Source organism: Leptothrix discophora, from assembly GCF_030705305.1.
Classification (GTDB): domain Bacteria; phylum Pseudomonadota; class Gammaproteobacteria; order Burkholderiales; family Burkholderiaceae_C; genus Sphaerotilus; species Sphaerotilus discophorus.
In genome coordinates this window covers 194,769-215,363 of sequence record NZ_JAUZEE010000001.1, presented here as the reverse complement: position 1 = coordinate 215,363, position 20,595 = coordinate 194,769, and the positions used below count along the sequence as shown (strand labels likewise).

21 protein-coding genes are annotated in these 20,595 nt (G+C 69.6%); 3 read left to right on the top strand and 18 right to left on the bottom strand.

The window, feature by feature from the left end; genetic code table 11:
* Positions 1-37: 37 nt before the first annotated feature.
* From Q8X39_RS00925 to Q8X39_RS00885, 9 genes are all read right to left on the bottom strand, one after another.
* On the bottom strand, positions 38-1,234 hold the full coding sequence (locus tag Q8X39_RS00925; protein ID WP_305747751.1) for an ABC transporter substrate-binding protein: 1,197 nt from the start codon (positions 1,232-1,234) through the stop codon (positions 38-40).
* A gap of 146 nt (positions 1,235-1,380) precedes the next feature.
* Positions 1,381-2,082: an ABC transporter ATP-binding protein gene (locus Q8X39_RS00920; protein ID WP_305747750.1), complete on the bottom strand. Its 702-nt coding sequence runs from the start codon at positions 2,080-2,082 to the stop codon at positions 1,381-1,383.
* 54 nt (positions 2,083-2,136) lie between these two features.
* Positions 2,137-2,856: an ABC transporter ATP-binding protein gene (locus Q8X39_RS00915; protein ID WP_305747749.1), complete on the bottom strand. Its 720-nt coding sequence runs from the start codon at positions 2,854-2,856 to the stop codon at positions 2,137-2,139.
* Between the two features lie 25 nt (positions 2,857-2,881).
* On the bottom strand, positions 2,882-3,919 hold the full coding sequence (locus Q8X39_RS00910; RefSeq protein WP_305747748.1) for a branched-chain amino acid ABC transporter permease: 1,038 nt from the start codon (positions 3,917-3,919) through the stop codon (positions 2,882-2,884).
* 54 nt (positions 3,920-3,973) lie between these two features.
* Positions 3,974-4,822 carry a branched-chain amino acid ABC transporter permease gene (locus Q8X39_RS00905; RefSeq protein WP_305747747.1) on the bottom strand — a complete coding sequence of 283 codons (849 nt, stop codon included), beginning with the start codon at positions 4,820-4,822 and terminating at the stop codon, positions 3,974-3,976.
* A gap of 59 nt (positions 4,823-4,881) precedes the next feature.
* Positions 4,882-5,688, bottom strand: a complete 807-nt coding sequence (locus Q8X39_RS00900; protein WP_305747746.1) for an SDR family NAD(P)-dependent oxidoreductase — start codon at positions 5,686-5,688, stop codon at positions 4,882-4,884.
* A complete protein-coding gene (locus Q8X39_RS00895) occupies positions 5,685-6,065 on the bottom strand; it encodes an NIPSNAP family protein (protein ID WP_305747745.1) in 381 nt (126 codons plus the stop codon). The genes Q8X39_RS00900 and Q8X39_RS00895 overlap by 4 nt, the downstream gene beginning before the upstream one ends.
* A complete protein-coding gene (locus Q8X39_RS00890; RefSeq protein WP_305747744.1) occupies positions 6,058-7,848 on the bottom strand; it encodes an FAD-dependent oxidoreductase in 1,791 nt (596 codons plus the stop codon). The genes Q8X39_RS00895 and Q8X39_RS00890 overlap by 8 nt, the downstream gene beginning before the upstream one ends.
* Positions 7,849-7,867: 19 nt before the next feature.
* A complete protein-coding gene (locus Q8X39_RS00885; RefSeq protein ID WP_305747743.1) occupies positions 7,868-8,815 on the bottom strand; it encodes an SDR family NAD(P)-dependent oxidoreductase in 948 nt (315 codons plus the stop codon).
* 113 nt (positions 8,816-8,928) lie between these two features.
* On the opposite strand from Q8X39_RS00885, the gene Q8X39_RS00880 reads away from it, so the two are divergent.
* On the top strand, positions 8,929-9,876 hold the full coding sequence (locus Q8X39_RS00880; RefSeq protein WP_305747742.1) for a helix-turn-helix domain-containing protein: 948 nt from the start codon (positions 8,929-8,931) through the stop codon (positions 9,874-9,876).
* 108 nt (positions 9,877-9,984) lie between these two features.
* A complete protein-coding gene (locus Q8X39_RS00875; protein WP_305747741.1) occupies positions 9,985-10,500 on the top strand; it encodes a MarR family winged helix-turn-helix transcriptional regulator in 516 nt (171 codons plus the stop codon).
* 27 nt (positions 10,501-10,527) lie between these two features.
* Here the strand turns inward: Q8X39_RS00875 and Q8X39_RS00870 are convergent, their stop codons facing one another.
* The 6 genes from Q8X39_RS00870 to Q8X39_RS00845 form a co-directional block, all read right to left on the bottom strand.
* Positions 10,528-11,274 carry an ABC transporter ATP-binding protein gene (locus Q8X39_RS00870; protein WP_305747740.1) on the bottom strand — a complete coding sequence of 249 codons (747 nt, stop codon included), beginning with the start codon at positions 11,272-11,274 and terminating at the stop codon, positions 10,528-10,530.
* Between the two features lie 81 nt (positions 11,275-11,355).
* Positions 11,356-12,129: an ABC transporter ATP-binding protein gene (locus Q8X39_RS00865; protein ID WP_305747739.1), complete on the bottom strand. Its 774-nt coding sequence runs from the start codon at positions 12,127-12,129 to the stop codon at positions 11,356-11,358.
* Complete coding sequence (locus Q8X39_RS00860) at positions 12,126-13,124, bottom strand: branched-chain amino acid ABC transporter permease (RefSeq protein ID WP_305747738.1); 999 nt, start codon at positions 13,122-13,124, stop codon at positions 12,126-12,128. Before Q8X39_RS00860 ends, Q8X39_RS00865 begins: the two co-directional genes overlap by 4 nt.
* A 13-nt stretch (positions 13,125-13,137) precedes the next feature.
* A complete protein-coding gene (locus Q8X39_RS00855; RefSeq protein WP_305747737.1) occupies positions 13,138-14,013 on the bottom strand; it encodes a branched-chain amino acid ABC transporter permease in 876 nt (291 codons plus the stop codon).
* 152 nt (positions 14,014-14,165) lie between these two features.
* Positions 14,166-15,320 carry an ABC transporter substrate-binding protein gene (locus tag Q8X39_RS00850; RefSeq protein ID WP_305747736.1) on the bottom strand — a complete coding sequence of 385 codons (1,155 nt, stop codon included), beginning with the start codon at positions 15,318-15,320 and terminating at the stop codon, positions 14,166-14,168.
* Between the two features lie 92 nt (positions 15,321-15,412).
* A complete protein-coding gene (locus Q8X39_RS00845; protein WP_305747735.1) occupies positions 15,413-16,291 on the bottom strand; it encodes a shikimate dehydrogenase family protein in 879 nt (292 codons plus the stop codon).
* A gap of 196 nt (positions 16,292-16,487) precedes the next feature.
* Between Q8X39_RS00845 and Q8X39_RS00840 the strand changes: the two genes are divergently transcribed.
* Positions 16,488-17,252 carry an IclR family transcriptional regulator domain-containing protein gene (locus tag Q8X39_RS00840; RefSeq protein ID WP_305747734.1) on the top strand — a complete coding sequence of 255 codons (765 nt, stop codon included), beginning with the start codon at positions 16,488-16,490 and terminating at the stop codon, positions 17,250-17,252.
* Positions 17,253-17,258: 6 nt separating this feature from the next.
* On the opposite strand, the gene Q8X39_RS00835 is transcribed toward Q8X39_RS00840, so the two are convergent.
* From Q8X39_RS00835 to gltA, 3 genes are all read right to left on the bottom strand, one after another.
* Positions 17,259-18,152 (bottom strand): sugar phosphate isomerase/epimerase family protein, encoded by an 894-nt coding sequence (locus tag Q8X39_RS00835; RefSeq protein WP_305747733.1) that lies wholly within the window; start codon positions 18,150-18,152, stop codon positions 17,259-17,261.
* Between the two features lie 19 nt (positions 18,153-18,171).
* Positions 18,172-19,065, bottom strand: a complete 894-nt coding sequence (locus tag Q8X39_RS00830) for a VOC family protein (protein WP_305747732.1) — start codon at positions 19,063-19,065, stop codon at positions 18,172-18,174.
* Between the two features lie 182 nt (positions 19,066-19,247).
* On the bottom strand, positions 19,248-20,558 hold the full coding sequence (gene gltA / locus Q8X39_RS00825; protein WP_305748246.1) for a citrate synthase: 1,311 nt from the start codon (positions 20,556-20,558) through the stop codon (positions 19,248-19,250).
* Between the last annotated feature and the right edge of the window lie 37 nt (positions 20,559-20,595).

Below are 20,595 nucleotides of genomic sequence, written 5' to 3'. Positions count from 1 at the left end.
CATTTTTGTCGGACGCACCCCGTTCATGCCGTGCCGGTCACATCTTGCACAGCGGCGACGGGCCGGGCATCGAGCTGGCGGCGAAGGTCTGCTCGATCACCGGACGCAGCTGGCCGTCGACGACCTTGGCGCGGCCGACGAAGTTCGGCAGCATCAACTGGTTGTCGGCCGCACGCATCTGCACGTTGCCGTAGATCGAGTCGATCATCGCCCCGCTCAGGGCCTTGCTCACGTCGGCCGGCTTGGCGCTCTTCGCGAGCCTCACGCCCTCGAACATGACCTGTGCGCCGTTGTAGGCCTGGCCCTCGTTGTCGGTCGGCAGGCGGTTGAACCTGGCCTTCCAGGCAGCCACGAACGCCTTGTTGCGGGCGTTGTCGATGTCGGGCGTGTAGCCGGTGGTGCCGGGCGTGCCTTCGAGCGACTTGTCGGTCGCGTTGATCATGAAGTTCAGGATCAGCGAGTGACCCACCAGCCGGGTCTGCGGGATCAGGCCGAACTCCTGCGCCTGCTTGACGAAGGCGATCGCGTCGCGGCCGGTCTCGGCGACCCAGATCGCGTCGACCTTGGCCTCCTTGAGCTGGGCGATGAAGGGCGAGAAGTCCTTGGTGCCCAGCGGTGCGTAGAGCTGCAGCTTGACGTCCTTGCCCTGCGCCTTGACGGCCTTGGCGAAGGACTCGGCCGAGTCGCGGCCCCAGACGTAGTCGGCCGCCAGCGAGGCATAGGTCTTCTCCTTGAAGCCCTTGGCCCACTCGCTGATCATGGCGATGTCCATCGCGTCCGAGTGGTTGGTGCGGAAGACACGCGGCTTGCAGGTGTCGCCGGTGATCTTGTCGCTCTTGCTGGCGACGACGAAGTAGGCCGCGTCCCAGCGTTCGAGGTTCGGCGCCAGGGCCAGCGAGATCGACGACGGGATCGCGCCGATCAGCAGGTTGTAGCCGTCGCGCGCCAGCTTCTCGGCGACGCGGCGGCCGGCATCGGGCGTGCCCTCGTCGTCGGCCTCGGCGACCTCGACCTTGCGGCCGTCGACGCCGCCCTTGGCGTTCGCCTCGTCGATCGCGAACCTGACGGCGCGGATGACCTCCTCGCCCTGCTGGGCGAACACGCCCGACTTGGAGCTGACCAGGCCGACGCGGACCGGGTCCTTGGCCTGGGCCAGGACGGCCGCGGGCATGGCGAGGATGGTTGCGAACAGGGCGGCCAGGGCCACGCTGCGGCGGGTGAAGTTCGGGGTCATCGACGGTCTCCTTGGAATGCGCCCGGTCGGGCTGTGTCGGCCTGCGGCCGGGTGGGGCTGTGTCGGCCTGCGGCCGGTGGGGCTGTATCGGCCTGCGGCCGGTGGAAAAAGGGGTTTGCGCTGCCTGTGTCGGCGACGCGAGGTCCTCAGACCATCACGTGAGCGTGCAGCTCGTCGAGGCTGGTCTGCGCGACCACGCCCTGGGCGACGACCGAGCCCTTGGCCATCGCGCAATAGCGTTCGGCGACGCGCGCGACCAGGGTCATGTTCTGCTCGATGAGCAGCAGTGCGGTGCCCTGGCGCGCGACCTCGTTGAAGATCACGCCGAGCTGGTCGACGATCACCGGCGCAAGGCCCTCGGTGGGCTCGTCCAGCAGGATCAGCGACGGGTTGGCCATCAGCGCGCGACCGACCGCCAGCATCTGCTGCTGGCCACCGGACAGGGCGGTGCCGGGCGTGTGGGCGCGCTCCTGCAGGATGGGGAAGAGCTTGTAGACCTCCGGCACCGTCCAGTGGCCCGTGCGGCCGGTGGCGGCACCGAGCTTGAGGTTCTCCTCGACCGTCAGGTTGGCAACGATGCGGCGGCCCTGCGGCACGACCACGACGCCGCGCTGCGCGGCCATGTAGGTTCGCGGCCTCGGCATCGCGCGGCCGGCCAGCGCGACGCGCCCGCCGCGCAGCGCGGCCAGGCCCAGCACGGTGTTGACGACGGTGGTCTTGCCCACGCCGTTGCGGCCGATCAGCGCGACGCGCTCGCCCGCGTTCACGCGCAGGTCGAGGCCGTGGAGGATGTGCGCCGAGCCGTAGTAGGACTGGACGCCTTCGAGTTCAAGCAAGGGGGTGGACATCGTGGTGCCTCGTCGTGATCGGGTGTTCTGGCCGTCGGTGCGGTTCGGGACGCGTCAGGCCGCGCTGCCGAGGTAGGCCTCGCGCACCCGGGGGTCGGCCCGCACCTGGGCCGGGCTGCCCTGCGCGATGACGCGGCCGAGCTCGAACACGGTGACCTGGTCGGAGATGCCGAAGACCACGTCCATGTCGTGTTCGACCAGCAGCACCGAGACCTTGCGGCGGGTCGTCAGGGCCTTCAGGTGCTGGGCCAGGTCGAGCGACTCCTGCACCGACAGGCCGGCCATCGGCTCGTCCAGCAGCAACACGCTGGGACGGCCGACCAGCGCCAGCGCGAGGTCCAGCCGGCGCTGCTCGCCATAGCCGAGGTCGACCGCCAGCGTGTCGGCCATGCGGTCCAGCGACAGCTCCTGCAGCACGTCATCGGCATCGGCACCGGGATCGTCCGCGCCCATCTGGTGCGACGCCAGTTCGACCTGCTGGCGCACCCGCATTTGGCCGAACACGCTGGTGCGCTGGAAGCTGCGCGACAGGCCGCGCTGGCGGCGTTCGACCACGCCCAGCGCGCTCACGTCCTGGCCGCCGAGCGTGACCTTGCCGCGGGTCAGGCGGCGGCGGCCGGTGATGGCGTCGATGACGGTGGACTTGCCCGCGCCGTTGGGGCCGATCAGGCCGCGGATCTGGCCACGTTCAAGGGTCAGCGCGACGCCGTCGAGCGCCTTCACGCCGCCGTAGTGGATCGCGACGTCCTCGGTCTGGAGCACGTAGTCGGTCATGGGGTTCTCCTGCGGGACGCGGGGATCAGTGGGTGATTGCCGGGGCTGTCGCCGGGGTGGTCGACGGGGCGGTCGACGGCGTGGTCCGCGACGCAGCGGGCGCGACAGCCTGCGCGGAAGGGCGGCGCGTCCACAGCCGCTGCAGGTAGCCCGACAGGCCCTCGGGCGCGAACACGATCACCACGATCAGCGCGATGCCGAAGATCGCCATCCAGTGCTGCGCGTGGTCGCCCAGCACGTCCTTGGCCAGGAAGTAGACGGCCGCGCCCAGCGCCGGCCCCCACAGCACGCGGGTGCCGCCGACCACGACCATCATCAGGGCCACGCCGGACAGGCTCCAGTGCAACGACTCGGGCGAGATGAAGCCGGTGTTGAGGGCCGCCAGCACGCCGGCCAGCGCGGTGACGGCGGCCGACAGCGCGTAGACCGCCGCACGCGGCAGCAGCGTGCGGATGCCGATGAAGCGGGCCCGCTCCTCGTTGTCGCGCACCGCCTCGGTGATGGCGCCGAAGCGCGAGCGCAGCAGCAGCGCGAGCAGCAGCAGGGCCAGCACCAGCGAACCCCAGCTGACCAGCAGCAGCCCGGCCGGCTTGGTGATGAGCGAGATCGGCAGGCCGAACAGCGTCGACGGCCAGTCGATCGACATGCCGTCCGCGCCGCCGGTCAGGCCGCGTGAGCGCGAGGCGGTGAGGTAGGCCATCTGGCCGATCGCCAGCGTCAGCATGCCGAAGGCGACGCCGGGCACGCGCACGATCACCAGGCCCACCACGAAGGCCAGCACGGCCAGGCCGGCGATGGCGACCAGCACGGCCCATTCCGCCGGCATGGCCTTGAGCTGCAGCAGGATGGCGACGACATAGCCCGAGGCGCCGAAGTACAGCGCGTGGCCGAAGCTGACCATGCCGTTCTGGCGCAGCAGCAGGCCCACGCCGAGGGCGAAGATCGCGTAGATGGTCGCCTGCGTGAGCAGCGACAGCACGGTGCCGGAGGCCACGCCGAAGGCGACGGCGACACCGACGGCCATCGCGCCGGCGGCGGACAGCAGGAGTTGCACGGGGGTCATGGAAGGTCCTCGCGGGGCGGGTGGACGGGCGGCGTCGAAGGGCTCGGACGCGACTCAGGTGCGGCTGCCCGCGAAGCCGGCCGGCTTCCACAGCAGGATCGCCACCATCAGCAGGAAGGGCAGCAGCACCGACGCATCGGGCAGCCAGACGGCGCCGAGCGCCTGCACCAGGCCCAGCGCCATCGCGGCCACGAAGGCACCGGCCAGGCTGCCCAGGCCACCGATCACGACGACCACGAAGCTGTCGATGATCACGTCGCTGCTCATCGACGGCGACAGCGACAGGAAGGGCGCGGCGACCACGCCGGCCAGGCCGGCCAGCGCCGTGCCCAGGCCAACCACCATCGCGCTGAGCGCGTCGGTGTGCACGCCCTGCATCGCGGTGGTCACCGGGTCGGTGCTGGCCGCGCGCACGAACAGGCCGACCTTCGAGTAGCGCAGCCACAGCGTCAGGCCGATCGCGACGGCCGCGCCGACCACGATCACGCCCAGCCGGTAGGCCGGCACCGGCGTGCCCCACAGGTCGACCGAGAAGGCCAGCTCGGCCGGTGCGCTGACCGACAGGTTGCTCTTGCCCCAGACGGTCTGCACGAAGTCCTCGATCACCAGCAGGCCGCCGAAGGTGACCAGCACGACCGACAGCGGATCGCGGTCCTGCAGCAGACGGAAGCCCCAGCGGTCGATCACCACGCCCAGCACGGCCATGACGGCCGGCGCAACCACCAGCGCGACCCAGAAGTTGCTTTGCAGCGCGACCGAATAGCCGATGTAGGCGCCCAGCATGTAGAGCGAGCCGTGGGCGAAGTTGACGACCCGGCGCAGGCCGTAGATCAGCGCCAGGCCCGAGCACATCACGATCAGCAGCGCGCCGTAGACGAGGCCATTGAAGAGGTGGATGGTCATGTCGATGTCTCCTGTGTTCTGTGTTTTGTGTTCTGTGTTCTGGGTTCGGCCGGTCGACCTCAGCGTGTGTCGCCCTGCCCGACCACCGGCGGCACCGCCGGGATCGTTCCGCCATGGGCGGTCCAGCCGCCGTCGACCTTGAGCACCGTGCCGGTGACGTAGCTCGCCGCCGGCGAGGCCAGGAAGGCGATCGCCTCGGCGATCTCGTCAGGGCGGCCCATGCGGCCCATGGGCGTGCGGGCCTCGATGGCCTCGGTCTTCAGCGCACCCTGCACGGCCAGCCGATCGACCAGCGCGGTGCGCACGTAGCCCGGCGCGACCGCGTTGACGCGCACGCCGTGCAGGCCCCACTCGACCGCCATGGCCTGCGTCATGCCGACGATGCCGGCCTTGGCCGCGCCGTAGGCATTGCGGCCGGGGATGCCGGCGGAGGCCACGATCGAGGCCAGGTTGACGATCGCGCCGCCGCCCTGCGCCAGCATCACGCGGCCGACGTCGCGGCTCATCAGGAAGGTGCCGCGCAGGTGCACGCCCAGCACGCGGTCGAAGGCGCCGACGTCCTGGTCCACGGTGGCGCCGGCCTGGTCGCCGATGCCGGCGTTGTTGACCAGCGTGTCGATGCGGCCGAAGGCGGCCAGCACCGCTGCGACGGCCGTGGCAACCGACGCTTCCTGCGCCACGTCGCAACCCAGGCCGAGGTGCTCGGGACCCAGCCCGGCAGCCCGCGCGACCGCCGCATCGGCGCGCAGGTCGAGCACGACGACATGGGCGTGGTCGGCCGCCAGGCGCTGCGCGGTGGCCCAGCCGATGCCGTCGGCTGCGCCGGTGACGACGGCGACGCGGCCGTTCATCGCCTGCGCCGTCATGCCGACGCTCCCGGCATCCAGGCTTGCAACAGCGGCAGCTCGGCGCGGCGGATCAGGCGGGTCTCCTGGGCGGTGATCAGGTGGCCGGAGGCGGCCAGGTAGGCCGGGAAACCGGGGTGGCTGTCACGGGCGCGGCAGCGCGCCTCGTAGTCGGCCAGGCTGTCGTAGCCCCACAGGTGCACGAACTGGTTCTGCGGCCCGACCACGCTGGTCCAGAAGCCCAGCGGATGACCCAGCGTGGCCATCAGCACCGGCATGGCCAGGCGGTCGAAGACCTCGATGAACTCGCCCATGCGGCGCAAGGTGATGGTGTAGACGCGGTGGTCGACCAGCGGCTTGGCCGCCGCGGCCAGGACGGCGGGATGCAGCTCAGGCATGCGCGGCCTCCTGGGCGGGCGTTGCGGCAGGCTGGCTCGACGACTGAGCCTGTGCCGCGTCGGCCGGATGCGCCGGGTCGGGATTCGACTCGCAGGCCCGCTGCACGATCAGCCGCGCGGTCAGCCAGCCGAAGGTCATGTTCGGGCCCAGCGTGATGCCGGCGGCCGGGTAGTTGCCGCCCATCATGCTGGCCCGGTCGTTGCCCACCGCGTAGAGGCCGGGGATGACGTGGTGCTCGGCATCCAGCACCTCGCCCTGCGGCGTGGTGTCCAGGCCGTCGAAGGTGCCCAGGTCGCCCATGATGACCTTGACCGCGTAGTACGGGCCCTGCCCGATCGGCGCGACGCAGGGGTTGGGCTGGTTCTCCGGATCGGCCAGGTAGCGGTTGAAGCGGGTCGTGCCACGGCCGAACTGGCGGTCGACGCCCTCGCGCGCGCCCTCGTTGTACTCGGCCACCGTGCGCACCAGCCCGGCGGCGTCGATGCCGGCTTGCGCCGCCAGTTCTTCCAGCGTGCGGCCCCGCAGCAGGTAGCCGCGCTGGATCGGGCCGGCCAGCGGCATCGGCGCGGGCTTGACGTGGCCCAGGCCGTAGCGCGACAGCGCCTGCTGGTCGCAGACCAGCCACATCGCGGTCTCGGCCTGGCCTTCGCAGGCCTTGATCATGGCCGCGCCGACGTCGTGATACGACTCCGACTCGTTGCAGAAGCGTCGACCGTCGCGGGTCACGCCGATGATGCCGGGCTTGTAGCGGTCCAGCAGGTGTGGGAAGACGCCGTGGCTGCCGTCCGCGTAGGGCACCTTCGAGACCGGCATCCAGGCGGAGGTCGACGGGAAGCGGATCTCCAGCTTCGCCCCCACCGTCTCGGCCAGCCGGATGCCGTCGCCGGTGTTGTCCACCGGCACCGGCGACAGGTGCTCGCCGCCGCGGCGCAGGTGCGGATAGGCCTGGGCGATGCGCTCGCGGTCGTGCGGGAAGCCGCCGCAGGCCAGCACCACGCCATGTCGCGCACGCACGACCTGGTCGACGCCGTCGCGCTGCAGCACCGCGCCGACCACACGACCGTCCTCGACGATCAGGCGACGCGCCGGGCTGTCGGTCCAGATCGGGACGCCCAGGTCCAGCGCGGACTTGGCCAGCCGCGCGGCCAGCGCGTTGCCGCTGGTGACCTGCACGCCGCGCCGGTAGATCGCCAGTTCCTTGAGGTGGGTGGCCAGGCGCCTGCACACATAGAAGAAGGACGTCAGCGACTTCGTCGCGCGGAAGAAGTGCTTCAGGTCCGCATTGGACGAGTTGAACATCATGCCGATGAAGGTGATGGTCTTCAGCGGCGGGCGCAGCCGCGCCATGTCGGCGCCGAGGCCGCGGATGTCGAAGGGCGCGGCCAGGATGGAGCGGCCGACGTCGGCGCCACCGGGCACGTCCGGGTGGTAGTCCGGGTAGAGCGTCGGCACGAACTTCACCGACGTCTCGCGCTCGAACCAGTCGACCATCTCGGCGGCATGGTCGAGGAACAGCTCGCTGGCGGCCTCGTTGAACCATGCGCCGGTCTCGCGGCGCAGGTACTCCCGGGCGGCGTCCTGGCTGTCGACGATGCCCTGGGCCCGGGCATGCCGGTTGCCGGGGATCCACAGCACGCCGCCGCTGAAGGCGGTGGTGCCGCCGAAGACGGGGGCCTTCTCGGCCACGATCACGTCCAGGTCGGCCTGGCGCGCGGTCACCGCCGCGGACAGGCCGCCGGCACCGGAGCCGATCACCAGGACGTCGCAGTTGCTCGTGTTCATCGGGGTTTCCTCGTGAAGGTCAGTGGGAGGCCGGCACAGCGCTGGCGGCTTCGACCGGCGCGCAGCGCGTGTCGTTGAAGCCGGGGCGCGGCACCATGTCCATCAACATGCAGTCCAGCCCGCCGTCGACCACCAGCTCGGTGCCGTTGACGTAGGCCGCGCGCTCGCTCAGCAGGAACAACGCCGGCTCGGCGATGTCGACCGGCTCGCCGACGCGGCGGCTGGCGGTGACGGCGGCGCGACGGGCCTCGAAGCCGGGTTCCTCGTAGAAGCGGGCCGACAGCGCGGTGCGGATCATTCCGGGGCAGACCGCGTTGCTGCGCACGCCCAGCGGCCCCCACTCGGCCGCCAGCTGCTTGTTGAGCAGCAGCACGCCGGCCTTGCTGGCGCTGTAGGCGCCGCTGCGGGTCTGCGGGTGCAGCGCCGAGATGCTGGCGATGTGCACGATGCTGCCGCGACCGGCCGCTCGCATGTCGGCGCCGAACTCGCGCGAGCACAGCAGGTAGCCGGTCAGGTTGACCGCCAGCACGGTGTTCCAGTCCGCCAGCGTGACCTCGGCCAGCGGGCCGGCGCGCAGCAGGCCGGCGTTGTTGACCAGGCCCTCGACGGGGCCCAGCTCGCGGCGCACGCGCTCGGCGGCGGCGCGCACGCCGGCCTCGTCGGCGATGTCGCAGGCCAGGCCCAGCACGTCCGCACCGGCGGCGCGCAACGCATCGGCCGCGACCTGCACGCCGTCGGCGTCGCGGTCGATCAGCGCGACCTTGGCACCCGCCTCGCACAGCCCCTGCGCGATGGCCCGGCCGATGCCACTGGCCGCGCCGCTGACGACCACCACGCGGCCCGCCAGGCCGAGCCAGTGACGGGCCCGCGCGAGGTCAGGACCACCGTCCTGGATACCAGACTTTTCGGGCTTCTCAGCTGCTTGGGCGCCAGCCTGCAAGCCACGCATCGGGGAAGTCGCGTCCACCACATCTCCTTGTTGGCGTGGGGCGGATCGTAGGAACGAGGGGCGCCGGCCTCAATCGACAAACGCGGCAGAGAGTCGGACAATTCGTGCACGGACTCCTGGGAGAAACCCGCATGAACTCGCGCATCCCGAACTACGCGCTCTATGGCCACGAGGCCCAGCCGGCCTGGCTGGACATGGTCCACATCGAGCAGATCCACGAGCGTTCATCGATGCACGACTACCGCATCGATCCGCATGTGCACGACGGCATGATCCAGGTGCTCTACCTGACCCAGGGCGGCGGCGACGTGCTGATCGACGGCGAGCGCCACACGCTGCGCGCACCCGCGCTGATCGTGGTGCCGAGCCGGCACGTGCACGGCTTCGACTGGTTGCCGGAGGTCGACGGTCCGGTGGTGACGGCCGCGCAGCGTCCGCTGGAGTCGATCGCCGCGGTGGCCGCGCCGGCGCTGGTGGCGCAGATCCGCAAGCCGCTGGCGATCGGCCTGCTCGACGACGTCGGCGATGCGAGCCGCCACGCCGAGGCGCTGCTGCCGCTGTTCCAGGCGCTCGACCGCGAGACCCGCGTGCACCCCAGCGGCGTGGCCAGCGCGGGCATGGCGCTGCTGCTGGCGGTGTTCGTGCAGATCGCCCGCATCCAGGCGGTCCTGCACAGCGGCGAGGACGGCGAGGCCGGCACGCGCAACCGCAAGGCCGCGCAGGTCGAGCGCTTCCGCGCGATGGTCGATGAACGCTACCGCGAGCGGCTCTCGCTGGACGACTACGCCAGCCCGCTGGGCATCAGCGCGGGCCAGCTCTCGCGCCTGTGCCGCGAGGTGCTGGGCATGTCCGCGCTGGACGTGATCAGCGCGCGGGTGGTGCATGAGGCCGAGCGCGAGCTCGTCTACTCCATCCTCAGCGTCAAGCAGATCGCCGCGCTGCTGGGCTATGCCGACGAGGCCTACTTCGGCCGCTTCTTCAAGAAGCAGACCGGCTGCACGCCGACCGAGTTCCGCGAGCTGGCGCAGGCCCAGCTGGCACCGCCGCGACGCGCGCCGGTGGCCGCGTCCCTCGACTGACCCGTCGCCGGCCCGCACCGCCCGCAGGCCGGCCGGGCGCCCGGTGCACGCGAAACTGCGTCAACATGCTGGCTATTCGCAGCCCGCCCCTCCTTCAAGCCCGCACGCATGGCCACGACCGAACACCACCAGAGCACGCGCATCGACCTGGCCAACCGGCTCTTCTTCCGCCTCTACCAGTGCGCCAACCTGCTGCACAAGACCGGCACCCGCGCGGTCGAGGCCGAAGGGCTGACCACGCAGCAATGGGCCGTGCTGGGCGCGCTGTCGCGGCCACAGGTGGTCGACGGCATGGGCGTGGGCGAGCTGGCGCGCTACCTGATGGTCAGCCGCCAGAACCTGTCCGGCCTGATCGGCCGCATGGAACGCGACGGCCACATCGTCAGTGCGCCCGATGACCGCGACCGGCGCTCGCGCCGCGTGCGCATGACCGAGTCCGGCCATGTCGTCTGGCAGCAGCAGGCGCTGCCCAAGATCCATGCCTACTACGAGCAGGTGCTGGGCGACTTCTCGGTCAACGACATGAGCCACGCGCTGCACTACCTGCTGAAGATGCTCGACCGCATGCAGCAGATCGACCAGCAGAACGGCGGTGGCGACGCGGGGGGCGACGAGGAGGCGTGAGGCGCCGCCTCGCCGCCTCGCCCGCCTTCAGGGCGCCGTGGCAGGCGCGGCGGCGTGGGCACCGCCCAGGAACAGCCGCTCGATGTGCGGATCGTTGAGCAGCTCGTCGGCCGGCTTCTGCAGCACGCGACGGCCCGATTCGAGCGCGATCGCCTCGTCGGAGATCTTCAACGCGCTCTTCACGTTCTGCTCGACCATCAGCACGGTGGTGCCCTGGTCGGCGAGCTGGCGCAGCAGCTTGAAGACGTCCTGCACGACCAGCGGGCTCAGGCCGATCGACGGTTCATCGATCAGGATGACCTTGGGCCGCAGCAGCAGCGCACGGCCGACCTCAAGCTGCTTCTGCTCGCCGCCGGACAGCGCCGCGGCCGGGCTGTTGATGCGCTCCTTGACCCGCGGGAAGCGTTCGAGCACCTCGGGGATGCGCTCGTGCGTGGTCTTCATGCCCAGCGTGATGCCGCCCAGCTCGAGGTTCTCGTAGACGCTGAGCTGGCCGAACAGGTTGCGGCCCTGCGGCACGAAGGCGATGCCGTGCTGGACCAGCAGGTCCTTGGCGCTCGCGCCGGTGATGTCCTGGCCGTCCAGCCGGATGCTGCCGCTGCGCACCTTGAGCAGGCCGAACAGCGTCTTGAGCACCGTCGACTTGCCCGCGCCGTTCGGACCGATCAGCAGCGTGATCGCGCCGCGCTTGGCCTGGAAGGTCAGGTTGTTGAGGATCATGAAGTCGCCGTAGCCGGCGACCACATTGTTGAACTCGATTGCATGATCAGACATGTCGGGCCTCCTGCCGGGCCGCCCCAAGGGAGGCCCGAGCCCCCGCGGGGGGCAGCGAATGAAATGAGCAAGGGGACACCGTCAGCTCCCGAGGTAGGCGTCCAGCACCTGCTTGTTGCCACGGATCTCGGCCGGCGTGCCGATGGCCATGACCTCGCCCTCGACCATCACCATGATGCGGTGGCACAGGTCCATGACGAAGTCCATGTTGTGCTCGATGACCACGAAGCTGCAGGCCTTTTCCCCAACTGCGTGCTTCTGGTTGAGCTGCTTGAGCAGCGTGCTGATGCCGCCGACCAGGCTCGGGTTGACGCCCGCGCAAGGCTCGTCGAGCAGCACCAGGTCGGGCTCGCTCATGAAGGCCATCGCGATGTCGACCAGCTTCTGCTGGCCGTAGCTCAGTTCGCCCGCCTTCTTGTCGGCGACATGGCGGATGCGGAACAGGTCGATCAGCTCGTCGGCCTTGGCACCCAGGCCCGAATCGGACGGCGCGAACATGCGGCTGAACATGCTGCCGCCGTGCTCCTGCGCGGCGACGATGAGGTTGTCGCGCACGGTCATCTTGCCGAACACCTGCAGGGTCTGGAAGGTGCGGCCGACGCCGCGCCGGTTCAGCTCCAGCGGGCTCAGGTTGGTGATGTCCTGGCCCTTGAGCTCGATGCGGCCGGCATCGGGCGTGATCTGGCCAAGCACGCTGTTGAACATCGTCGTCTTGCCCGAGCCGTTCGGACCGATGACGCCGAAGATCTCGCCGGGGCGGACCTCGAACTCGACGCCGTTGACCGCGCGGATCGCGCCATAGGACTTCTTCAGGCCGCTGACCTTCAGCAGCGCCGGTCCCTGAACGGGGCTCATGACTGACCTCCTTCGGCTGCGGCGGCCGCAGCGGCGGATGCGGCGCGGGCGGCCGAGGCCTCGCGCGATTGACGGCGGGCGCGGATGCGGTCCGGGATGCTGAGCAGGCCATCGGGCAGCCACAGCATCAGCAGGATCACGGCCGAGCCGAAGACGAAGAGATACCAGGCCTGTGCGAAGCGCAGCCATTCCGGCAACAGCACGCCGACCGCCGCGCCCAGCACCGGGCCGAAGAAGTAGCCCGAGCCGCCCAGCACGACCATCAGGTACATCATGATCGACGAGCCGACCGTGAACGGCGCCGGCTCGATGAAGCCGACCAGGCTGGCGAACAGCGCACCCGCGACGCCCGCATAGACCGCACCGATCGCGAAGGCCAGCAGCGTGTAGGCCTGAACGCTCACGCCGAGGCTCTCGGCCCGGATCGGGTTGTCGCGCAGGGCGGTGAAGGCCTTGCCCCAGGGCGAGCGCAGCAGGCCGAACAGCAGCGCACCGAGGATCAGCGTCACGCCCAGCACGAAGTAGTAGTAGCTGAGGTTGCTGCCGAGGTCCAGGCCGAACAGTGCCGGCCGCGTGATGCCGTTGATGCCGAAGGTGCCGCCGGTCAGCCATTCCTCGTTGCGCATCACCAGCCAGACGGCGGTGTTGAAGCCCAGCGTCGCGAAGGCCAGGTAGATGGTCTGCACCCGCAGCGCCGGGAAGCCCACCAGCAGGCCGATGCCGAAGCAGCCGATGGCCGCCAGCGGCAGGCCGATCCAGAAGCTGATGCCGTGCTGCAGCAGGATCGCGACCGTGTAGGCGCCGATGCCGAAGAACGCGGCATGGCCGAGCGACTTCTGGCCGGCATAGCCGATGGTCAGGTTCAGGCCCATCGTCGCGATGATGAAGACGAGCCAGTAGGTGAACAGGTAGATGCCGTAGTTCTTCAGCATCGGAGGCACCGCCAGCATCACCAGGACGATGAGGAGCAGGCCGAACTTGTGGAGGGGTTTCATGGTCGTTCGCTCCTCAAACCTTGCGCATTTCCTTCTTGCCCAGGAGTCCCTGAGGCTTGAAGAGGATGACGATCATGAACAGCACCAGCGCCACCGCGTCCTTGTAGGCCGGCGAGATGTAGGCCGCCGCCAGGTTCTCGGCCACGCCGACGATGACGCCGCCCAGCAGCGCGCCACGGCTGTTGTTGAAGCCGCCGATGATGGCCGCGAAGAAGGCCTTGTTGCCCAGGCCCTCGCCCATGTCGAACTTCGCGAGGTACACCGGCGCGACCAGCAGCGCGGCGGCGCAGGCCAGCAGCGCGTTGATCGCGAAGGTGTAGAAGATCATGCGTGGGACATTGATGCCCAGCACGGTCGCGCTCTCGGTGTTCTGCGCGACGGCCTGCATCGCGCGGCCGGTGACCGTCTTCGACAGGAAGGCCTGGGTCGCCAGCACCAGCGCCAGCGCGCAGCCGAGCGTGCCGATGTCGGCCATGGTGATGGTGACACCGGCGATGTTGAAGATCTGGTCGGCGAACAGGCTCGGGAAGGGATGCGCCTCGGCGCTGTAGCCGGCCCGCACGCCGTTGCGCATCGCGATGGACAGGCCAATGGTGGCCACGACGATGGGCATCATCCCGAAGCGCAGCAGCGGGTCGGCGATGCCACGCTTGAAGGCCCAGCCCAGCACGAACACGGCCAGCAGGCAGGTCGCGACGAAGGCCGGCAGCAGCGTCAGTCCAGCGGCCTGGAAGCCCAGCATCATGAAGGCGGGCAGCATGACGAACTCGCCCTGGGCGAAGTTGATCGTGCCGCTGGCCTGCCAGAGCAGCGTGAAGCCGAGCGCGGCCAGCGCGTAGACGCTGCCGGTCGCGAGGCCGGAGAAGAAGAGCTGGAGGAAGTCGGTCATGGGGCACCGAAAGGTTGGACAGGCTCAGGCGATGAGCCTGTCCTGCCGAAAGAGGTCGGACACCGCCGGCCACGCGCAGTGGCCGGCCGGTGCTTCGCACCGACGCGTCGCCGCGACGGGCCGCACGACGGCAGCCCCGGGCGACGCGGGCATCACTTCGACGCGTTGAGCGCCGGCAGGACTTCCTTGACGACCTGGCGGCCGTCCTTGACCTCAACCAGGAAGCTCTCGCGGTCCAGGTCGCCGTTGGCGTCGATGGCGACGTCGTAGAGCACGCCGGGGTTCTTGGCGGCCTTGATGGTCAGGCCATGCAGCGCGGCGGCCACGGCCTTGCGGTCGACCTTGCCGACCTTCTCGATCGCGGCCTTGAGGATGTACACGCCGGTGTAGCCCTTGATGCCGTTGTGGTCCGAGATGGTGTTGGTCGCAGCGAAGAAGTTGCCCTTGAACTTGATCATCTGCGGGTTGGGTGCGTCCACCGTCAGGCCGACGTGGGCGGTCGCGCCATTGGCGGCATTGCCGGCCAGCTCGATGACCTTCTGGCCGGTCAGCGTGGTCTCGCCAACGATGGGCTTGTCGTAGCCCTGCTTGCGCAGTTCACGCAGCGCACGGGCCGATTCCTCTTCGTTGGTGTAGACGAACAGCGCATCGGCATTGGCCTGCTTGGCCTTGAGCACCGGGGCCGAGAAGTCGACCTGGCCGCTGTCGGTCGAGATGTCGGCGACGACCTTCACGCCGTTGGCCTCGAGCGCCTTGGTGATGGCATCGCGGCCGCCCTTGCCGAAGTCGTTGTTGACGAACAGCACGGCCACCGTCTTGGCCTTCAGGTTCTTGGCGATGTAGCGCGCGACCTTGGGCATCGCGGTCGACTGCGTGAAGCTGGTGCGGAAGATGTACGGGTTGCCCTTCTGGGTGATCGCCGCTGCCTCGCCGCCGGTGAAGTTGATGACCTCGGCACGCTGGGTCTCGGCCATGCTCACCATGATCGAGCCCGAGAACACCGGACCGAAGACCGCGAAGACGTCGTCGTCCACGGCCTTGGAGGCCAGGCCCTTGGCCACGCCGGGGTTGCTCTGGGTGTCGGCCACGTTGTGCTCGACCTTCTTGCCCAGGATGCCGCCGGCGGCGTTGATTTCCTTGACGGCCAGGTCGACGCCGTTCTTGAACATCGTGCCGGCGCTCGCGCCGGCGCCCGACAGCTCATACAGGCCGGCGATCTTGATGGTGTTCTGGGCCTGGGCCAGGCCGCTGGCGCAGAGGGCGGACAGCGCGGCGGCGGCGATCAGGTAGCGACGGTTGAAGGTCATGGTGGGTCTCCTGGGAAAGGCGTCGGGCGCCGGCGGGTTGAGGTCGGGACGGTGAAACGGAAAGGGGTCGGCAGCGGGTTCATGCCGCAGGTTCAGGCCGCGTGCGGCAGGTCGCGGCGCAGGTCGTCGCGCATCAGCGCACGGACCGGTTCGAGGTCGGCCTGGGTGGCCCGGGCCAGCGCCTCGAAGCCGAAGAAGCGCAGGTACTCCGGCACCTGCTGGATCAGCATCTCGTGGCCGGGATGGGCGGTGATGCCACGCGCCGCGCAGGCCCGCAGCAGCGGCGTGCTGGCGTCCTTCATGAGGATGTCGACCACGGCGGCGCTGCCATCGAGGCGGCGCACGTCGAAGGGCAGCGGATCGCCCTCGCGCAGGCCCAGCGGCGTGGCATTGATGACCAGGTCGTAGCCGGCCGGATCGGCCTGTGCCGGCGTGCTGACCCGCACGGTGCTGATGCTGCGCAGGCGATCGGCGGCGGCACTGGCACGCCCCGCATCGACGTCGTGGATGGACAGCTCGGCCAGGTCGCGCTGGGCCAGCGCGCAGCCGATGGCGATGCCTGCACCGCCCGCGCCCACGACCAGCACGCGTGCGCCGGTGCAGCCGATGCCGAAGTGGTCGAGCGCCTTCACGAAGCCGATGCCGTCGAACAACGCGCCCTCGATCGTGCCGTCGGCATTGCGGCGCACGGCGTTGACGGCCTCGGCGGTGCTGCCGCTCAGGTCGCAGTGGTCGAGCAGGCCCGGCAGCGCGGTCTTGTGCGGGATCGTGACCCACAGGCCGTCGACGTTGCGGGCCTGGAAGACGCCACGCACGAAGGCGTCGAGCTGGCCGGCCGGCACCTGCATGGGCACCAGCACCGCGTCGACGCCGGCCTGGGCGAACAACGGGTTGAAGACCTCGGGCGCACGCACCTGGGCGACGGGGTCGCCCAGGATCAGGAAGACGCGGGTGGTGCCGGAGATGTGCATGGTCGGTCGCTGCAAGGTGGGCGAACGATAGGCAGCGGCCCGGTCGGTCACAAGCCGGTTTCATGCGATCTGCGCGACAATCGCGCATCTGGCGCGATGATCGTGCGCTTCTCGGGTTAGTCCTGAGCGGGCCACCCGGTCCGGCACGACCCAGCGCAAACCGACGAGGGCGTCATGGATGCCGGGGGACACGACGATGGACACGCCGATCGACCGCAAGGACATCATCGACGGGCTGGGCAAGGGCCTGCGCGTGATCGAGGCCTTCGACGATGACCACCCACGCCTGACGCCCAGCGAGGCGGCCGCGCTGTCCGGCATGACCCGCACGGCGGCCCGGCGCTACCTGCTGAGCCTCGTGCACTTCGGCTATGCCGACGGCGACGGCAAGCACTTCTGGTTGCTGCCCAAGGTGCTGCGGCTGGGCCAGAGCTACCTGGGCGCGGCGCGCCTGCCCCGGCTGGTGCAGCCCTTCATCCAGCGGCTCTCGCAGGCCACCGGCGAGACCTTCAACTTCAGCGTGCTGGACGGCCACGAGATCGTCTACCTGGCGCGCAGCAACAGCCCGCGCGTCATCTCGATCGGCTTCCAGCCAGGCGCGCGGGTGCCGGCCCATGCGGTCACGCCGAGCGTGCCCATCCTGGCGACCTACACCGACGAGGCGCTGGCCGAGTGGATCGCGACCCACGAGTTCACCGCCTTCGGGCCGCAGACACAGACCGACGCGGCGCTGTTCCGCGACAACGTGCTGGGCGCGCGCCGGCTCTCGTTCTGGGTCACCGAGCAGCAGCTCGAACCCGGCCTGCGCGGCATCGCGGTGGCGATCAAGGACCGCAAGGGCGTCTGCCGCGGCGCGATCGGCTCGACCATGCCGATGCAGAACGAGAACCGCGAGGCGATGGTGGCGCGCGTCCTGCCGCTGTTGCAGGAATGCGCGCAGTCGCTGCGTCCGGTGATGTAGGGCCCCTCAACGCTTGAGGGTCATGCGCCCTGGCAGCGGCACGGAGCGGCGCAGCACCTCTTCGCCAAGCCACAGGGCCGAGCGGCGGGCGCGCTGGGCCACCAGGGGCAGCGGGAGCTGCTGGTAGTCGTCGTTGAAGACCTCGAAGCTGTAGTCGCCGCGGTAGCCGATGGCGTCCAGCCGCAGCACGAGGTCGGCAACCTGGGCGCTGTGCACGCCCTCGCCGGGGAAGACGCGGAAATGTCGCGCGGTCGCGATGCGTTCCTCGACCGAGCGGATCTCCTGCCACATGAAGTCGGCCAGCTGGACCAGGAAGATGCGGTCGGCGTCGAGCTGGTCGAGCTCGTCCAGCGAGGTGTCGGTGGCGAGGATGTGGAAGGAGTCGATGCCCAGGCCCAGGTTGGGCGCGTCGGCCCGGCAGACCACCTCCCAGGCGGTCGTGAACTCGCTGACGGTGCGGCCCCAGGACAGGCCTTCGTAGGCCACCTTGATGCCCAGCGGCACCGCCAGCATCGCCAGCTTGCGCAGGTCGCGGGCCAGGGCATCGATGTCCTGGCTGGCGTGCTGGCTGGTCGACGAACAGGCCAGCAGCACCGGCGCGCCGAGCGCGTGGGCCATCTCGAGCATGGCCTTGGCGATGTCGACCTTGTAGTCGTGCAGGTGCCCCGCCAGGCCCTCGAAGTCGCGCAGGACCTGGAAGCCGGTGACGCGCAGCCCGCTGTCCTTGACCAGCCCGACCGCCGCGTCGACCCCGCCGGGATGGCCCACGATGTCGTTGGCCTTGAGCATGACCTGGGTGAAGCCGGCCTCGCGGATGGCCTGCAGCTTGGCCTCCAGGGGGCCGGCAAGCGAGATGGTGTCCATCCCGAAGTCGTCGATGTAGCCGGTGCGCTGGGTCATGGGGAACGCTCCTGCGGGCTCAGGCCGAGGGGCCGGATTCGACGTGGTGGACCAGCTCGAACATCACGTCGCCCAGCCAGCTGCGGGTCAGCGCGCCACGCTCGTCGGCATGGACCTGGCGGCTGGCCACGAACTCGACGCCGCGCGTGCCCAGCGCGGCCACGGCGGCCTGCACGTCGGGCGTGCCCAGGCCGAGGCGCTGCAGCGACTCGCTGCCCTCGAAGTCGACGATGCCCGGCTCCGGCTCGATCAGCTGCAGGTAGAAGGTGCCACACGGGCTGCGCAGGATGCGGCCCTTCGGAAGGATGCCGAAGCGCTGCTCGTCGGGCAGCTCGGCGAAGCCGAACAGCTCGCGGTAGAACTCGCACCAGTCGGCCATGCGGTCGATGCCGATGTACTGCACCAGCCCGAACCAGTGCAGGCCCTGCAGCGCCGGCGGGTGGCGCTCGACGGTCGGGATGGGCACGAAGTCGACGTCCCAGATCGAGAACTCGCGGTAGCGGTCGATGAAGTAGATGCGGCTGGTGCCCACGCCGTGGATGGCGGGGATGTTCAGCTCCATCACCTCGACATGCGTGGGCACGGCCCAGGCACCGCGGTCGAGCGCGCGGCGGTAGGCGGCGGCGGCATCGCGCACACGCAGCGCGACCGCGGCGATGACCGGCGTCTCGGTCGGCTGCACGCCACGCGGCGTGCTGCTGGTGTGGGCGTTGATGACGATGTTCATGCCGCCCTGGCGGTACAGCAGCACCTCGCGCGAGCGGTGCCGCGCGATCGGCCGGAAGCCCATCATCTCCAGCACCTGCCCGAGCGCCTGCGGGCGGGTCGTCGCGTACTCGATGAACTCGATGCCTTCCATGCCCAGCGGGTTGGGCCAGTCACCCAGGTCTTCGCGGTCGGGGCTGTTGTGCATGTCGGGTCGCTCCTCGGTCATCTCGGCAGGGGTCTCGGGTTCGATAGGTTAGCCGCTTGCAGGGCGGTTCATCCGGCCATGACACGCACCGGGGCCGCAGGACGCGGCCGTGAAACGCGCAAGGGCCGCGCGAGGCGGCCCTTGTCGACTGCGGACCGGGCGGCCCGCAGGGGATGCGTCGATCAGCGCGCGGCGAGCGGCTTGACGTCGCGGCGGTCGGAGCCGGCGAAGAGCTGGCGCGGGCGGCCGATCTTGTACTCGGGGTCGCCGATCATCTCGTTGAGCTGGGCGATCCAGCCGACCGTGCGGGCCAGCGCGAAGATCGCGGTGAACAGGCTCACCGGGATGCCGATGGCGCGCTGCACGATGCCCGAGTAGAAGTCGACGTTCGGGTAGAGCTTGCGGGCGACGAAGTACTCGTCTTCCAGCGCGATCTTCTCGAGCGCCATGGCCAGCTTGAACAGCGGGTCGTTCTCGAGGCCCAGGGCGCCGAGGACTTCATGGCAGGTCTCGCGCATCAGCTTGGCGCGCGGGTCGTAGTTCTTGTAGACCCGGTGACCGAAGCCCATCAGCTTGACGCCGCTGTTCTTGTCCTTCACCTGGCGGATGAACTCGCCGATCTTCTCGACGCCACCCATCTGCTGGATCTCGCCGAGCATGTTCAGGCAGGCCTCGTTCGCACCGCCGTGCGACGGGCCCCACAGGCAGGCCACGCCTGCGGCAATGGCCGCGAACGGGTTGGTGCCCGACGAGCCGCACAGGCGCACGGTCGAGGTCGACGCGTTCTGCTCGTGGTCGGCATGCAGGATGAAGATGCGGTCGAGCGCACGCACCAGCACGTCGTTGGGCTCGTAGTCCTCGCAGGGCGTCGCGAACATCATGTGCATGAAGTTCGCGGTGTAGCTCAGCTTGTTCTTCGGGTACATGTAGGGCTGGCCAGCCGAATACTTGTACGCCATCGCCACCAGCGTGGGCATCTTGGCGATCAGGCGGATCGCCGCGATCTCGCGGTGCTGCGGGTTGTTGATGTCCGTGCTGTCGTGATAGAAGGCCGAGAGAGCCCCCACCAGGCCGGTCATCACCGCCATCGGGTGCGCGTCACGACGGAAGCCGCGCAGGAAGAACTGCATCTGCTCGTTGACCATCGTGTGGTTGGTCACGCGGCTGACGAAGTCGGACTTCTGCGCCACGTTGGGCAGCTCGCCGTACAGCAGCAGGTGGCAGGTCTCGAGGAAGTCGCAGTTCTCGGCCAGCTGCTCGATCGGGTAGCCGCGGTACAGCAGCTCGCCCTTGTCGCCGTCGATGTAGGTGATCGCCGAGTTGCACGACGCGGTGCTCAGGAAGCCCGGGTCGTAGGTGAACTTGCCGGTCTGGGCGTACAGCTTGCGGATGTCGATGACATCCGGGCCGATCGTGCCCTTGTAGATCGGCAGGTCCATCGCGGCACTGCCGTCGGAGAACGATAGCGTCGCCTTCACGTCGGAGGGAGTCATCATGGCTAAATCCTCAGGGGTTCAAAACTCAAGCTCG